Here is a 17,725-nt window from a genome sequence, read left to right as displayed (position 1 = left end):
GGCAGGCCACAGCCAGGGGGCGTCCATGCGACCGTTCGAAGCTCTGCGATCCGCGATCTCTCTGCGTGTTGCGGCGGTGATGCTGCTGGTCTTCTCCGCGTGGGCGGCGCTCGGACCGTCGCCTGCTTCGGCGGAGCCGCGCATCACCAGGGTGGACGTCTATTCGGAGTCGATGGGCCGGTGGGTGGCCAACGACGTGATCTCTCCGGCGTCGGCAGGTCCGGCGCCCACGTTCTACCTCCTCACCGGCATCGGCGGCGGCTCGGATGGGATCTCGTGGTTCAACAACACCGGTGTGCGGGACTTCTTCGCCGACAAGCACGTCAACGTGGTAATGCCGATCGGCGGGCAGTACAGCATGTACACCGACTGGGATGCCGACGACCCGGTCCTCGGCAGGAACAAGTGGCAGACGTACCTGACGAGCGAACTTCCCGCCGCGATCGACGGCCGGTTCGCGACCACCGGGGCGAACGCCATCGGCGGGGTGTCGATGGCTGGCGGCGCGGTGCTCGACCTCGCGGTCCAGGCTCCGGGGTTCTACCGGGCCGTCGGCTCGTACAGCGGTTGCGCCGCGACGAGTGGACTGCTCGGCCAGGCGATGGTGCGGTCGATGGTGGAATTGCGGGGCGGCGGCAACGCGACCAACATGTGGGGCTCTGCTGTGGACCCACAGTGGCGGGTGCACGATCCGATGGTGAACGCCGAACGTCTGCGCGGCACAGAGTTGTTCGTCTCGAGCGGCAACGGACTTCCGGGCGGCATCGACAACCACGACCCGGTGCTGGTGGTGCCGCAGACGATCGGCGGCAGCGCGGTCGAGATGGTGACCAACGTGTGTGCGGTCGCGTTCCAGTCGCGATTGCACTCGCTGGGGATTCCGGCGACGTTCGCGTATCTCTCGCAGGGCACCCATTCGTGGGGGCTGTTCGAGACGGAGCTACGGGAGTCCTGGCCCGTCATCGGCAGAGCGATCGGGGCCTGACCCCAGGGAGTTCTCCAGGATCGGTCCGATCACCGCGAGGGCTTGCGGTGTGGTCATCCGCAGATGGTCGCAGTCCACCTTGTTCTCGACGATGACACCGGTGATCGCGGGCTGCCAGACGCCCGGCGACGGCCGTTCGCCTTCTTCCCCTTCGGCGGATTGCGCGGCGCTGAAGAACAGCAGGTCGCCGTCGAACACGCGCGGGCGGTGTCCGGTGGAGATCTGCTTCGAGTTCTCCAGCCCGGTGCTGATGCGAGCGAGGAGGGTCGACGCGAACGCGGGGTCCCGGCCGAACGAGCGTCCGAGCATCTCGAGCAGTTGCTCGCGGTACGACGTGCCGGCGTCGTCGCTGCCCTCGAATTCGACGCCCAGCCCGTGCAGCCACTCCTCGGCGTTCACTTCGAGGTCACCGAAGTTTTCGCCCTCCGCGACGTAGCTGTCCATCATCGCGAGGGTGCCGACCTCGGCGCCCGACTCACGGAGTTCGACGGCAATCGCCTGGGCGATGACACCGCCGAGCGACCAGCCGAGCAGGTGGTACGGCCCCCGGGGCTGGACGGCACGCATCTCGACCACGTACCGGTGAGCGAGTTGTTCCATCGACTCGAACGTCGTTCCGCCGCTGAGGATCGGCAGTTGCAGCCCGTACACCGGACGGTCGGGCGAGAGGTGCCCGATCAGTCCGGCGTAGCCCAGCGCGAGTCCGCCCGCCGGGTGCACACAGAAGAGGGCGGGTTGCGCGCCGGACGCCCGGAGCGGGACGACGACGTTCAGCACGTCGTCGGCCGGCATGCTTCCGAGCACCGACGGGTCGACGATCCGGCGGGCGAGGCCCTCCGGGGTCGGGTTGCGGAAGATCCACTGCAGGACGACGTCGGTGCCGAGCCGGTCCCGGAGCGCGGACGCCACCCGGGTCGCGACGAGCGAGTTGCCGCCGAGTTCGAAGAAGTCGTCGTCGGCCCCGACGCGGTCGATGCCGAGGACGTCGGCGAAGACCTCCGCGACGGCCTCCTCCACCGGGGTGGCGGGTGCCCGGAACTCCCGGGGCGCGAGCACGGGGGCGGGGAGCGCCCGGCGGTCCAGCTTGCCGGTGCGGCCGACGGGCAGCCGGTCGAGGACCACCAGCTGGGTGGGCACCATGTACGGCGCGAGATGCGACCCGGCGTACCGGAGCACCTCGGCGGTGTCGATGCTCGCGCCGGGCTCCGCCGTCACGTATCCCACCAGCCGGTCGCCGGTGCCGCTGTGCACGGCGACCGCCGCCCGGCCGACGCCGTCGCAGCGGGACAGCACCGATTCGATCTCGCCGAGCTCCACCCGCTGTCCGCGGATCTTCACCTGGAAGTCGTTGCGTCCCACATACTCCAGCCGTCCGATCTCGGTCCACCGTACGAGGTCGCCGGTGCGGTACATGCGGGAGCCCGGTTCGCCGAACGGGTTCGCGACGAAGGACGCACCCGTGAGCGCCGCACGCCGGTGGTAGCCGCGCGCCAGCCCCGGTCCCGCGACGTACAGTTCTCCGATCACGCCCACCGGGACGGGCTGCAACCAGGTGTTGGCCACGATGACGTCGACGCCCCGCCCCGGACCGCCGACGTTCACCGATTCGTCGGGCGACAGGACCTCGCTGATCGTGGTCTGCACAGTCGCCTCGGTGGGTCCGTATCCGTTGAAGACGAACCGTCCCGGGGTCCAGCGGTCGGCGATCTCGGGTGGGAACCGTTCGCCCGCGACGGCGAGAATCCGCAGTGACGGCAGATCCTCGGGGCGGAGGGTGTCGAGGATGGTCGGGGTGAAGAACGCGTGCGAGACGCGCTCGCTCGCGAGGAGTTCGGCCAGTTCCCGTCCCCCGAGCACCGTCGGTGGCACGACCACCAGCGTCGCGCCGACGGCGAACGCCATCAGCAGTTCGAACAGGGACGCGTCGAAGCTCGGCGACGCCAGGTGCGACACCCGCGCCCCGTGCATCGATGCGAACCGTTCCCGTTCCTCGACAGCGAGATTCGCGATGCCGCCGTGTGTGAGCACGACGCCCTTCGGTGTTCCCGTCGAACCCGACGTGTAGAGCAGGAACGCGGCGTGCTCGACTCTCAGCGGACGCAGACGGTCGGCGTCGGTCACCGCGTCGCCGGAGTACCCGTCCACGACGTCGGGATCGTCGAGCAGCAGCCACGGCACGACCCCGGGCAGCCGGTCGCGGTGCGCGGTCACCGTCAGTCCGTGCATCGCACCCGAATCTTCGAGCATGCCGCCGGTGCGCGCGGGCGGCAGCGCCGGGTCCACCGGCACGTAGGCGGCCCCCGATTTCGCGACCGCCCACACCGACAGCACCCAGTCGATCGACCGGGGCACGCCGATCGCGACGAAGGCGTCCGGACCGGCGCCGCGGTCGATCAGCGCCCTGGCCAGCCGGTTCGACTGCTCGTCGAGTTCCCGGTACGACAGCGTGACGCCTTCGCACGACACCGCGGTCGCGCCCGGTGCGAGCGCGGCGCCCGCGGTGAGGACGTCCGGGAGCAGGCGTTCCGCGACCGCGGGGAAGCCGCGCATCGGTACGAGTTCGTCCCGTTCGAGGGCGTCGAGGATCTCGAGGTCGCCGACCCGGATCGACGAATCGGATACGGCCGCATCGAGCATCCGGACGAACCGGTCGGCCAGGCCTGCGACGGTCTCGGCATCGAAAAGGTCAGTGGCGTAGGCGAAACCGGCGGTGATGCCGGCCGGCGTTCCGTCGTCCGTGTACTCCTCGGCCAGTGTCAGCTGCAGGTCGAACCGGGCGATCGTGGCACCGAGGTCGATGCCGCGCACCTCGACGCCCGGCAGCGAGAGGTCGGGGCGCTCGACGTTCTGGAATTCGAGCAGCACCTGGAACAGCGGTGAATGCGCCGTGGAGCGGGGCGGATCGAGTGCTTCCACGACCTTCTCGAACGGCACCTCCGCGTGCGCGTACGCACCGAGGTCGACGTCGCGTACCTGGTCGAGCAGGTCGGAGAACCGGTCCGCGTCGGACACGACGGTCCGCAGGACGACGGTGTTGACGAACATTCCGACGACGTCGTCGAGTGCGGCCTCGCCGCGTCCGGCGACGGGGGTGCCGACGGCGATGTCCCCGGTGCCCGACATTCTCGCGAGGAACGCGGCCAGGGCGGCGTGCGCGACCATGAACACCGTCGACTGGTGCATGGACGCCGTCGCCAGCAGCCGGCGATGGAGGTCGGCGTCGATCTCGAACCCGACCCTGCTCCCGTCCGGTGTGCGTTGCAGCGACCGCGGACGGTCGGCGGGCAGGTCCAGCGCGGCGGGGAGCCCGGCCAGTGTGCTGCGCCAGTAGTCCAGTTGCTGCGACACCAGCGACTGCGGATCGTCTTCCGAGCCGAGGAGGCGGCGCTGCCAGAGCGTGAAATCGGCGTACTGGACCGTGGTCGGTGGCCAGTCGGGGGCGTGCCCGGCCGCCCGGGCGGTGTAGGCCGTCGTCACGTCGCGCGCGAGCGGGACCATCGACACTCCGTCCGCGACGATGTGATGGACCACCACCAGGAGCGTCCGGTCGGTGCCGGAGGTCTCGAACACGGCTGCCCGCAACGGAATCTGTTCCGTGACGTCGAATCCCTGCGCGACCGCCGCCGACAGCAGCTCCCGCAACTCCGCCTCGCTGGACACCGCGGTGACGGGCAGGTCCGGAACCGCATCGGCGGCGGGCACGATCACCTGCACCGGTTCTTCGCCGGCCATCGGGAACCGGGTGCGGAGCGTCTCGTGGCGTCGCACCACGTCGGATACCGCGGCGCGCAGGGCGTCGAGGTCGAGTGCGCCGGTGAGGCGGAACGCCATGGCGATGTTGTAGGCGGGCGACGCGGTGTCGAACTGGTTGAGGAACCACATGCGGGTCTGGGCCAGGGACAGCGGAATTCGCGCGGGCCGCGGCTCCGCCCGCAGTTCCGGCCGGTGTGTCGGCGCACCGGCCTTCGCCGCGCGTTCCGCGAACTCCGCCACGGTCGGCGCCTCGAACAGGGCGTGCACGCCGACGTCGACGCCGAGAGCCGCGTCGACGCGGGCGACCACACGGGTGGCGGACAGCGAATCTCCCCCCAGACGGAAGAAGTGGTCTTCGGCCCCGACGCGGTCGACGCCGAGGACCTCACCGAACACGTCGGCGACGACGGCCTCGAACGGCGTGGCCGGCGCCCGGAACATCCGCACCGGAGCCTCGGGTGCGGGTAGTGCGGCACGGTCCACCTTCCCCGACGCCGTCACCGGCAACTCCCCCAACACCACCACCACCGACGGCACCATGAACCCCGGCAACACCGACCCCGCAAACTCCACCACCGCACCCGAATCCACCCGAACCCCCACCTCCGGCACCACATACCCCACCAACCCACCACCCGAACCCACCACCACCACAGCCGCACCCACCCCCGGACACGACACCAACACCGACTCCACCTCCCCCAACTCCACCCGCTGCCCCCGCACCTTCACCTGAAAATCAGCCCGCCCCACAAACACCAACGACCCCAACCCATCCCACCGCACCAAATCCCCCGTCCGATACAACCGCGCCCCCACCCCAAACGGACTCGCCACAAACGACGCCGCCGTCAACCCCACCAACCCGTGATACCCCCGCGCCAACCCCACACCCCCCACATACAACTCCCCCACCACCCCCACCGGCACCGGCCGCAACCACGAATCCAACACCACCACCTCAACACCCACCCCCGGACCACCCACCGTCACCACACCCCCCGGCACCAACGCACCACTCACCGTCGCCTGCACCGTCACCTCGGTCGGCCCATACGCATCGAACAACTCCCGACCCACACCCCACCGCTCCACCAACTCCGGACCACACACCTCCCCCGCCACCACCAACACCCGCACCGACCCCAACGACCCCTCCACCGAACCCAACACCGACGGCGTCACAAAACAATGCGACACCCCCTCCACCTCCAACCACTCCCCCAACACCGCACCCCCGAACACCCCCGGCGGCGCCACCACCAAACACGCCCCCACCGAAAACGCCATCAACCACTCGTACACCGCCGCATCAAAACCCGGCGACGCCACATGCGACACCCGACACCCCGACCACAACCCAAACCGAACCCGCACCTCCTCCACCAAATTCGCCAACCCCCCATGCGACACCACCACCCCCTTCGGACGCCCCGTCGACCCCGACGTATACATCACATACGCCGCATTCCCCACCCCCAACCCACCCAACCGCTCCCCCTCCGACACCGCCCCATCCGACACCCCCTCCACCACCGACACATCATCAACCCGCAACCACTCCACCACCCCCGGCACCACCACCCCCGACACCGACAACCCCACCACCGCACCCGAATCCACCAACACCTCCCGCACCCGCCCCACCGGCAACCCCACATCCACCGGCACAAACACACCCCCCGACTTCACCACCGCCCACACCGCCACCACCAACTCCACCGACCGCGGCACCACCACCCCCACCACCACCTCCGGACCCACCCCACAACCAATCAACACCCGCGCCAACCGATTCGACCACCCATCCAACTCCCCATACGACAACTCCACACCCCCACACGACACCGCCACCCCACCCCCACCCGCCACCACACCCCCCGCCAAAATCTCCGGCAACAACCGCACCCCCACACCCGACACACCACACACCAACCCCACACCCGACCCCCACACACCCACCCCACCCACACCCACACCCGGATCCGACGCCATCGCCTCGAGCACGCGGGTGACCTGTCCCGCGATCGAGCCGACGGTGGCCCGGTCGATCAGGTCGGGCCGGTAGTGGAATGTCATGCGCAACCGGGTGTCCACGGAGAAGGCGACGCTCAGCGGGTAGTGCGTGGCGTCGACGCCGCGCACGTCGACCACCCGGATTCCGGCGAGGTCGGTGTCCTCGGTGAGGCCTCCGCGGTCGATCGGGTACGACTCGAAGACGGTCGCGGTGTCGAACCCGATGTCGGCGCCGACCGCGCGCTGGATGTCGGCGAGGCCGAGGTGATGGTGGTCGAGGAGCGCTGCCTGTTCCGCTTGCGTCCGGTCGAGCAGCGCACCCAGGGTCTCCCGGGGGTCGAGGGTGATGCGGGTGGGTACGGTGTTGACGAACAGCCCGATCATCGACTCCACCCCGGGCAGGTGCGGCGACCGCCCGGACACGGTGCTCCCGAACGTCACGTCGTCGCGGGATGTCGCGGTGCCCAGCACGATGGCCCACGCCACCTGCGTGACCGTGTTCAGGGTCGTGTTGCGGGTCCGCGTGAGGGTCGTGAGGTCGGCGGTCAGTTCCTCGGACACCGTGTACTGGGTGCTCTCGGGGGGAGCCGACAGCTGCCGCCCCCGTGCGTCGGGCAGGAGCAGTGTCGGACCGTCGATGCCGGCGAGTGCGGTCGCCCAGGCCTCCCGCGATTCGGCCGGGTCCCGGCGGTGCAGCCACGACAGGAAGTCCCGATAGGGCCGGGGCCGCGGCAACGCCGACGCATCGGCGTCCCCGGCCACATAGAGCGCGAGCAGTTCGCGGATCGCGAGCGGCATCGACCATCCGTCCAGGAGGGTGTGGTGGTTGGTCCACACGAGCCGCGATTCCCGGCTGCCGGTGTACACGAGCAGGAACCGCAGCAGCGGGGCCCGGGACGTGTCGAACGGCGCGGCCCGGTCGGCGGCGAGGACGCGCTCCAGTTCGATGGTCCGCTCGGCCTCCGGCAGGCCGGTGAGGTCGAGTGCGCGGAACGGCACGTCGACGGTCGCGGGCACCACCTGCACGAACGTGCCGTCCCGCGCGGGGACGAACGCCACCCGCAGATTCGCGTGCCGCTCCAGTAGAGCCGCCGCAGCCCGGCGCATCCGGTCCGGGTCGACGGCGCCCTTCAGGTGCAGTTCCACCTGCACCGTGTAGGCGTCGATCGACGGTTTCGCGAGCAGGGCGTGGAACAGCAACCCGGCCTGCAGCGGGGTGGGCGGCCACACGTCGGTCAGCGCGCCGAAGTGTTCTTCCCACGTCTCGAGGTCGTCCTGGGTGACGTCGACGAGCGGAACGTCCGAGGGCGTGAGCCCACCGGCGATCCCGCTGCGTGCGTGGGACACCAATGCGGACAGCGCCTCCCGCCACCGCGCCGCCAGCCTCTCCACCTCGGCGCGCGCGAGCAGGGTGTCGGGGAAACCGAAACCGACCCGGAGCCGTCCGCCGATGACGATCGCGTTGATCTCGACGGCGGCCGACGCCGGCATGTCCAAGTCCGGGACGTACCGGAGGTCGCCGAACCCGTCGGCGGGGGTCCAACCGGCCTCGGTGTCGCCGACCGCCGGATCCGGGACCTGGCCGAGGTAGTTGAAACTGATCTGCCCCGGTTCAGGGTCCGGCAGGCTGCCCGCGGTGTCCGGGTTCAGGTACCGGAGCAGTCCGTAGCCGATGCCCATGTCCGGCACCGCCCGGAGGTGTTCCTTCACCCGTTTCAGTGCGCTGCCCAGGTCGGGGCCGCCGGCGAGCGCGTCGTCGAGGTCGATGCCGCGGAGTTCGACGCGGACCGGGAAGACCGTCGTGAACCAGCCGACGGTGCGGGACAGGTCGGCGCCCGGCACCATCTGCTGCTCCCGGCCGTGCCCTTCCAATCGGATCAGCGTCGACGTTCCCGGGATCCCCCGTTCGGCTCGCCACCTCGACGACGCCACCACCAGCGCCGTCAGCAGAATGTCTAGGGCGCCTCCGCGATAGAGGTCCGGTAGGCGGGTGAGCAGCACGGACGTGTCGTCGAGGGAGGTCTCGACACTCACGTCCTGCAGGGCGGTCGCGACGTCCACGCCCGGGTCGAGGGGGCGGTCGGTGATCAGCGGGTCCGGTCCCCCGACGACGTTCTGCCACCACCGCAGTTCGGCGATTCGCTCGCTCCGGACGGCTTCCTCCGCCAGCGCGTGCGCCCACCGGCGCATCGACGTCGCCGGTTCCGGGAGCGTCGGCACGCTCCCGGCGCTCACCTGATGCCAGGCGGCCACGAAGTCGGGCAGCAGAATCCGCCACGACACCCCGTCGACCGCGAGGTGGTGTGCGACCACGATCAATCGCCCCGACCGGCCCGGGGTTGCGGCGGCCGGCGCGGGGTCGAGCCACACGAACTGGGCGACCACCCCGTCGGACGGGCGCAGTCGCTCCACGGCGGCCTGGTGCTCGGTCGCGATCAGGTCTGCTGACAGGCCGGGATCGGTGGCCGGATCGAAGACGACCCGCCGCAGCAGTGACGCGGCGTCGACGTCGGCCGCGGCGCGAGTCTCCATCTGCCACTGCCCGTTCGCGTCCCGATACAGCCGCGACCGCAGCATGTCGTGGCGCGCGAGCACCGCGGTGACGGTCGCGAGGAGCCGGTCCGCGTCCACAGTGCGCGGGAGGTCCAGCAGCACGCTCTGGCTGAACCTCTCGTAGTGTCCACCCCGCTCGATCAGGTACCGGACCACCGGGGTGGGCGGGAAGGTGCCGATTCCACCGCCCGCGAGTTCGGCAAGGGCGACCGTGGTTTCACGGTCCGCGATCTCCGATTCCGCTGCGAGCGCCGCCACCGTCCGGTGCTCGAACACCTGCTGCGGGGTGAACACCAATCCTCGAGCCTTGGCGCGTGACACGAGGCGGATGGACAGAATGCTGTCGCCGCCCAGCGCGAAGAACGACTCGTCGAATCCCACTTTCTCGACGCCGAGTACTTCGGCGAACACGGACGCCAGTGTTTCTTCCGCCGCACTCCGTGGGGCGCGGTCCGGCCCGCGCGGGGCCATGTCCGGTGCGGGTAGTGCGGCACGATCCACCTTCCCCGACGCCGTCACCGGCAACTCCCCCAACACCACCACCACCGACGGCACCATGAACCCCGGCAACACCGACCCCGCAAACTCCACCACCGCACCCGAATCCACCCGAACCCCCACCTCCGGCACCACATACCCCACCAACCCACCACCCGAACCCACCACCACCACAGCCGCACCCACCCCCGGACACGACACCAACACCGACTCCACCTCCCCCAACTCCACCCGCTGCCCCCGCACCTTCACCTGAAAATCAGCCCGCCCCACAAACACCAACGACCCCAACCCATCCCACCGCACCAAATCCCCCGTCCGATACAACCGCGCCCCCACCCCAAACGGACTCGCCACAAACGACGCCGCCGTCAACCCCACCAACCCGTGATACCCCCGCGCCAACCCCACACCCCCCACATACAACTCCCCCACCACCCCCACCGGCACCGGCCGCAACCACGAATCCAACACCACCACCTCAACACCCACCCCCGGACCACCCACCGTCACCACACCCCCCGGCACCAACGCACCACTCACCGTCGCCTGCACCGTCACCTCGGTCGGCCCATACGCATCGAACAACTCCCGACCCACACCCCACCGCTCCACCAACTCCGGACCACACACCTCCCCCGCCACCACCAACACCCGCACCGACCCCAACGACCCCTCCACCGAACCCAACACCGACGGCGTCACAAAACAATGCGACACCCCCTCCACCTCCAACCACTCCCCCAACACCGCACCCCCGAACACCCCCGGCGGCGCCACCACCAAACACGCCCCCACCGAAAACGCCATCAACCACTCGTACACCGCCGCATCAAAACCCGGCGACGCCACATGCGACACCCGACACCCCGACCACAACCCAAACCGAACCCGCACCTCCTCCACCAAATTCGCCAACCCCCCATGCGACACCACCACCCCCTTCGGACGCCCCGTCGACCCCGACGTATACATCACATACGCCGCATTCCCCACCCCCAACCCACCCAACCGCTCCCCCTCCGACACCGCCCCATCCGACACCCCCTCCACCACCGACACATCATCAACCCGCAACCACTCCACCACCCCCGGCACCACCACCCCCGACACCGACAACCCCACCACCGCACCCGAATCCACCAACACCTCCCGCACCCGCCCCACCGGCAACCCCACATCCACCGGCACAAACACACCCCCCGACTTCACCACCGCCCACACCGCCACCACCAACTCCACCGACCGCGGCACCACCACCCCCACCACCACCTCCGGACCCACCCCACAACCAATCAACACCCGCGCCAACCGATTCGACCACCCATCCAACTCCCCATACGACAACTCCACACCCCCACACGACACCGCCACCCCACCCCCACCCGCCACCACACCCCCCGCCAAAATCTCCGGCAACAACCGCACCCCCACACCCGACACACCACACACCAACCCCACACCCGACCCCCACACACCCACCCCACCCAAACCCACACCCGGATCCGCGGCTGCGGCGGTGAGGATTCGGGCGAACTGCTGGGCGTCGGCCGGGCCGTGCACGTCGACGACCCAGGTGCCGTCCCGGTCCTCGAGTTCCACGAACGCTCCGTTGCCGGCGCAGTGCCACCGCTGCACGACGGCGACGGCACTCTCCCCGATGCGCTCGACACCGAGGGGTTCGCGCATTCCGCCCGTCACCGACCACGGTTCTCCCACACCGTCTTCGGAGGCGAGGAACCGGTGCCTGCGGGATCTGCGGAGTTGCAGGCCCACGTGCCGGGTCAGTGTGTCGAACGTGAGATCCGGTGTGAGGGTGAGTCGCACGGGTGTGGTGGAGCCGTGCTCCCGGTGTCCGATCACCACGTCGTCGATGCCGGTGCGGCTGTGGGCGTAGACCGCCAGCGCGGCGAGCAGGACGGCTGCCGGGCCGCCGCCGCTGCGGCGCGCGAGCCGCACGAGGGTGCCGTCGGCGGGAATGGTGACGCGGCGCTGGCCCTCCGGACCGGGTGGGATCTCCTGTCGCGCCGCTCCGGCCGACAACTGCTCCCAGTAGTGCCGGTCGTCCGCCCAGGCGTCGCTCTCGCGGTACCGGGCATCGGATGTCAGCTGGATGATGGGCGCCGCGAACGACAGGGTCTCCGGCGGCGCGGTCGGGGCCGCCTCCCCCAACTCATAGGCCTCGGCGGTGCGGCGGACGATCGCCGCCATGCCCGGCTCGTCGTTGACCAGGCGGTGGTAGCGCTGGAACCAGCCGTATCGGCCGTGCGGTAGCCGGAACAGGACGTGCACGTACAGCGGCCCGGCGGCGGGGTCCATCGGACGGGCCAGTTCCCGGTCGATTTTCGTCGTGGCGAGCAGTCCGGGGCCGGTGACGTCGAGGACGTCGGGACCGGTGACCGCGGTTCCGGCGATCTGTCCGGGCTCGGGGCCGTCGAGGACGAATGTGGCATGCAGGCCATGGCATTCGGACAGTGTCCGGTGCAGTGCGCGGCAGAACCGGTCTTCGTCGAGTGGGCCCTCGAGTTCGAGGTACTGGCCGAACGTGTTGTCGGCGAGGTGGGCGCGGAGTACCGCGATCTGGTCGTAGGTGAGGGGCAGCACCTCACCGGTACTCATGGAATCCCCGTCCGGTCTTGCGCCCCAGGTGTCCGGCCTCGACCAGGGCGACGAGCGTCGCGGGCGGGCGGTAGTGGTCGTCGCCGGTCAGCTCGCGTAGCGCGGTCATCGTGTCCTGGACGTTGTCCAGGCCGATCAGGTCGGCGGTCCGCAGCGGTCCCATCGGGTGGCCGAGGCAGCCTTCGAACAATGCGTCGGTGGTCTCCGCGTCGGCGATGCCGTCGCCGACGGCGGCCGCCGCCTCGGCGATGCAGAGCATGAGGACCCGGTTCAGCAGGAATCCGGGGCCGTCGCCGACGACGATGCCGGTCTTTCCCAATGAGGTGAGGAGAGCCAGCGCACGGTCCAGCGACTGCGGCGACGTCCGCGGGCCCCGCACCACCTCGACGGTGTCCTTGAGCGGTGCCGGGTTCATGAAATGCAGCCCGACCACCTGTTCCGGCCTGGTGGTGCTCGCCGCGAGCCGGTCGACGGGGATGCCCGACGTGCACGACGCGAGGAGGGCGTCGGGTGCGCAGACCCGGTCGAGTTCGGCGAATATCTTCTCCTTGAGGTCGATTCGCTCGGGGACGCACTCGATGACGACGGCGACGTCGCACAGATCGGTGAGCTGCCCCGTCCAGTGCACCCGCGCGGTGACCTCGGCGGGTTTCGGACCGCCGGCCCGGCCGAGGAGTATCGCCAGCCGCAGTGAGTCGCGCATCCGGGACCGGGCCTGTTCGACGGCCTGCTGGTCGGAGTCGACGACGGTGACGTCGTGGCCGGCCCGAGCCAGACTTTCGGCCACCCCGGCGCCCATGGTTCCCGCCCCCACCACACCGATGCTCAGTGCATTTCCGCTCATCGCACTGCCCCCGAGGTGAAGCCGGTGGTGAAGCCGGTGTCGTCCTGATGCACGTATTCCATCGCCACCTCCTGGGTGGGCAGGTCGGGGTGAGCCACCAGTCCGGCGTGCAGCCGGCGGAGGTCGGTGAGCATCGCTCCGACGGTGCTCGCGTCGAACAGGTCGGTGGCGTAGTCGAGTTGGAGGGTGAGCGCCGATGGACCGCGGGTCCACGACAGCCCGAGTTCGACGGGTGACCGGTCCGCCAGGACGTCGCCGCCTGCGCGTTCGCCGTCGCAGCGCACCGGGAAGTGCTGCGCCGCCGGGTCTACCGCGCCGCGGTCCGAAGACAACTCGCGGTGCACGGTCTCCACCAGTTCCGGGTAGGTGGGTTCCGCGGACAGGTCCACGGCCACGATCCGCGGCGTCGCCCCCGGCTGCGCGAGCGCGGCCACCGCCACCTCGTCCTGCGCGGTGTACCAGGCGAGCAGGGTGAGCCAGGCGGCGAGCAGTTCCGGGAGGTCCGGGTATCCGTCGAGCGTCGCCGTCACCCGTGCCACGGAATAGATCGGCGGTACGGCGCCGTCGGCGGGCTGCCGGGGCCGGTCGGCCGGGACCAGTGGTGGCGCAACCGAAAGCGGAACAGGCGATGCAGTCGCAGGTGCCGGTGACGAGTCTGCGAGGAACACCGAAATCGTCTGCGTGCGAGATGATCCCACGATTCCCTCCAGGATGCGGACGTATTCGTCGCACAGCCCGGCGGCGGTCTGTTCGGTGAACAGTTCCGTGCTGAACTCGAGTCCCGCGGCCATGTTGTCCTCGCCGCCCCGTTCCGTGGTGACGAGGGTGAGGTCGAATTTGGCCGTGCCGGACGGCACCCCGCCGAACGCGATGGCGGCGGGGTCGTCCTGGTCGAACAGCGTCTCGGTGAGTCCGTGCTGCGACTGCAGCGCCGGCAGTTCCTGGTGGACGTGGCAGACGTCGAACAGTGGTGTCCGGCTGAGGTCGCGGTCGCCGGTGAGTGCGGTGACGACGCGGTCGAACGGGATCTCCTGGTGTTCGAGGGCACCGAGCACGACGTCCCGCACCCGTACGCACAGTTCCGAGATGCTCGGTTCCCCGGACAGGTCGGCGCGCAGGGCCACCGTGCTGTTGAAGTACCCGATCATGCCGGACAGTTCCGGCCGGTTGCGTCCGGTCGTCGGCGTCCCGACCACGAGGTCGCGCTGGCGGCTGCGGCTCGCCATGAGGAGGTAGAACGCGGACAGCAGCACCACGAACAGCGACACGGACTCCCGCCGCGCCACGTCCCGCAGGCTCCGGGTCAGTTCTTCGGAGACGGTGAACGTGTGGAACGCCCCGGTGAAGTTCTTCCGCTCCGGGCGCGGGAAGTCGGTGGGCAGCCGCAGCAGCGGAACGTCGTCGAGCACTGTTTTCCAGTAGTCGAGTTCGCCGTCGAGCGCGGCGCTCGCGATCAGCTCCCGCTGCCACAGGGCGTAGTCCCAGTACTGGACGGGGAGCGGCGCGAGGTCGGCGGGGCGACCGGCGCGGCGGGCCGCGTACAGGGCGGGCAGTTCCTGCTCGAAGATCCTCGGCGAACCCCCGTCGTTGACGGAGTGGTGGGTGGTGACCTGCAGGACGTGCTCGTCCGGGCCGAGCCTGATGAGCAGTGCCCGCACGAGCGGATCGGTGGCCAGGTCGAACGGCGCCGCCGCGGCCTCGTGCACCAGTGCCCGGGCCGCGGCCACCGGATCCGGTTCCCCCGACACGTCGGCGGTGCGGAAGAAATCGCCGAGGGAGTCGCGAATCCGCAGTTCCGGCTCCCCGTCGACCTCGACGTAATTGGACAGCAGCACCCGGTGCCGTGCGGCGAGGTCGTCCCACATTCCACGGACGGCGGATTCGTCGATCGGACCGTGCAGGTCGCTGACCATCGGGAGGTTGTAGATGGTGGTGGCGGCGTCGAGCTGATGATGGAACCACATGCGTACCTGGCCGAACGACATCACGTGCCGCCCGCGCGGTGTGATCGGGGGCAGCCCGCCGGCCGCGGATGTGCCGCCGGCCAGGAGGGCGGCGAAGTCCGACACCTTCGGCCGCTCGTAGAGGTCGATGAGTTTGGGCCGGACCCCGTACCGGTCCGACACCCGGTCGACGAGTTGCATGCCGATGAGCGAGTTTCCGCCGAGGTCGAAGTAGTCGTCCTCGGCGTCGACGTCCCTCTCGGTGTGGAGCAGCTCGCGCAGTGTGGTCTGCAGCCAGTCGAGGCTGTCCTCCGGTGCCGCCGTCACCGGTTCCGGGTTCGGCTCCGCCGAAGGAACGTCGGGTGTGCCCGTCCAGTAGGGCCTGCCCGGAAGGTCGAACCAGCACCGTGAACCGCGCAACGGGTGACCGGGCAGGCGCACGCGCCAGGCGGACTCGTCGCTCGCGTCGACGGCCGTCCAGTCGAGGTCGACTCCACGCTCGTACAGACCGGCGAGGAGGTCCGTGACCGCGTCGGACGTGTCCGGCGCACGAAGTATGTCGGCGTCCCGGAGCGCGTCGGCGAGTAGTGCGCCGAGGCGCCCCGCCGGGCTCGGCTCGACGAAGACGACGGGTCTGTCGGCGAGCATTCCCTGTGCTACGGCGACGAGTCTGTCCGTGTCGAACGCGGGGTTCGCGGCCGCGGCGGCGAGGTCGGCGGCGTCCACCGCCGCCAGTGGGTCCCGCAGGTACCGGGCGGCGTAGCGGGCCACTCCGCCGCTGAGGACTGCGTCGACGGTGACGCCGGCGGCGCGGAGTTCCCGGTGGACGGCGATCTGCCCGGCGAGGAGGTCCGCCTCGTCGCCGGTGGCGGGAAGCTCCGGCGGCAGGTCGCGGCCGCGCAGCGCGGCAGGCATCCGGTCGGGTGACAGCAGCAACGCCACGGCCGGGCGTGGACGAGTGGCCGGTGCGGGGTTCTCGCCGCGGCCGCCGAGTTCCGCGGCACGTACGGCGAGCGACCGCGAGAGTTCGGCAATGCTGCGTGCCTGCACGGCCACCCGGTGGTCGTGGTGCGGCCGGCCCCGGTTGAGGGTGAAGGCGACGTCGTCGAGGTCGTACGCGCGCACGGCCGTTGCCAGTTCGGCGCACAGCGTCGCCAGCGCGCCCACGCTCTTCGCCGACACCCCCACCAGCCGCGTGGTGCCGGTGTCGGGTCGGACGGTGACGGCACGCTCCGGTGGCTGTTCCACCACGCAGTGCGCGTTGATGCCGCCGAGGCTGAACGAACTCACCCCCGCCCGCCGCGGCCCGGTGTCGTCGCTCCACGTCCGGGCCCCGGTGACCACCTCGATGCCGCTGCCGGCCAGATCGACTCCGCCGGTGGGGTGTTCGAAGTGCAGCGACGGGTACAGCTCGCCGTGCTCGACGGCCATGATCGCCTTCACGAGCCCGGACACCCCGGCCGCGTGGTCGAGGTGCCCGATGTTGGTCTTCACCGAACCGATCGGCAGGACGCCCGGGCGGTCCCGGAAAGCGGCCGCGATCCCTTCGAGTTCGACGGCGTCGCCGAGCGGGGTTCCCGAACCGTGCGCCTCCAGGTACCCGGCGTCGTCCGGGGTGAGGCCCGCGTTCTGCCAGGCCCGGGAGATGACGGCCACCTGCGCCCGGGCGCTCGGGGAGCTGATGGTCGCGGACGAATGGCCGCTGGACATCGTGGCGGTGCCGCGGATCACGGCGTGGACCGGGAGGCGGTCGGCGCGGGCGCGGGCGATCGTGGTGAGCAGAAGCGCCGCCCCGCCCTCCCCGACCGCGGTGCCGTCCGCGGTGGCGTCGAATGCGCGGCAGCGGCCACCGGGTGACATCAGTTCCGCGGATCCCTCCGCCATGTCGGCGCGGATACCGTTCACGCGCAGGCTCACTCCGCCGGCGATGGCGAAGTCGGCGTCGCCCGACCGCAGCTCCCGGCAGCCGTGGTGCACCGCGATGAGCGATCCGTTGCATCCCGAATCGACGGCGTAGCAGGGGCCGGTGAGGCCGAGGTGGTACGCGATCCGGGCAGGGACGGCGAACGGAACGTTGCCCAGGGTGCTCAGCACACCCGGTTCCGCCCACATCGCCGGATACGTCGACGCGGCGGCACTGAACACCACCGCGGTCGCGCTGTCCCGGAAATCGGTCACCGAGTAGCCGGCGTCCTCGACCGCCTGATACGCGAGGACCAGCGCGAGCCGCTGCTGCGGATCGATCAGCGACGCTTCCCGTTTCGACAGGGTGAAGTAGGAGTAATCGAACGTGGAGATGTCCTCGACGAATCCCATCGGGTGGTAGTGGGACGGAGGGCCCAGCCCGGTCGCCTCGGCCCGGGACCGCGACAGGGGACGCACCGAATCCCGGCCCGCCGCGAGGTTGGCGCGGAATTCCGCCAGGTTGGCGGCCTCGGGGTAGCGCGCGGCGATGCCGACCACGGCGATGTCGTCGTCACCCGGTGTGGAATGTCGCATGGTCACCGATGTGGA

The 17,725-nt window shown here is 70.2% G+C and carries 4 protein-coding genes; 1 reads left to right on the top strand and 3 read right to left on the bottom strand.

The features are described from left to right. Window positions 1-25 precede the first annotated feature (25 nt). A complete protein-coding gene (locus BLV94_RS35920) occupies window positions 26-985 on the top strand; it encodes an alpha/beta hydrolase (RefSeq protein ID WP_072948524.1) in 960 nt (319 codons plus the stop codon). Here the strand turns inward: BLV94_RS35920 and BLV94_RS35915 are convergent. Genes BLV94_RS35915 through BLV94_RS35905 form a run of 3 tightly spaced genes read right to left on the bottom strand, consistent with a single transcriptional unit; the run spans window position 941 to window position 17,716 of the window. Beyond that, the gene (locus tag BLV94_RS35915) at window positions 941-12,424 is read right to left on the bottom strand and encodes a non-ribosomal peptide synthetase (RefSeq protein ID WP_074933902.1); all 11,484 of its coding nucleotides are present in this window, start codon (window positions 12,422-12,424) and stop codon (window positions 941-943) included. The two genes, BLV94_RS35920 and BLV94_RS35915, sit on opposite strands and share 45 nt — an antisense overlap. Next, a complete protein-coding gene (locus BLV94_RS35910; protein ID WP_072947114.1) occupies window positions 12,411-13,268 on the bottom strand; it encodes a 3-hydroxyacyl-CoA dehydrogenase family protein in 858 nt (285 codons plus the stop codon). Before BLV94_RS35910 ends, BLV94_RS35915 begins: the two co-directional genes overlap by 14 nt. Continuing rightward, window positions 13,265-17,716, bottom strand: coding sequence for a condensation domain-containing protein (locus BLV94_RS35905; RefSeq protein WP_072947159.1), 4,452 nt, complete (start codon window positions 17,714-17,716; stop codon window positions 13,265-13,267). Before BLV94_RS35905 ends, BLV94_RS35910 begins: the two co-directional genes overlap by 4 nt. Window positions 17,717-17,725 lie beyond the last annotated feature (9 nt).

This window comes from Rhodococcus koreensis (assembly GCF_900105905.1).
Lineage (GTDB): Bacteria > Actinomycetota > Actinomycetes > Mycobacteriales > Mycobacteriaceae > Rhodococcus_F > Rhodococcus_F koreensis.
This window is presented reverse-complemented; position numbering and strand designations above follow the sequence as displayed.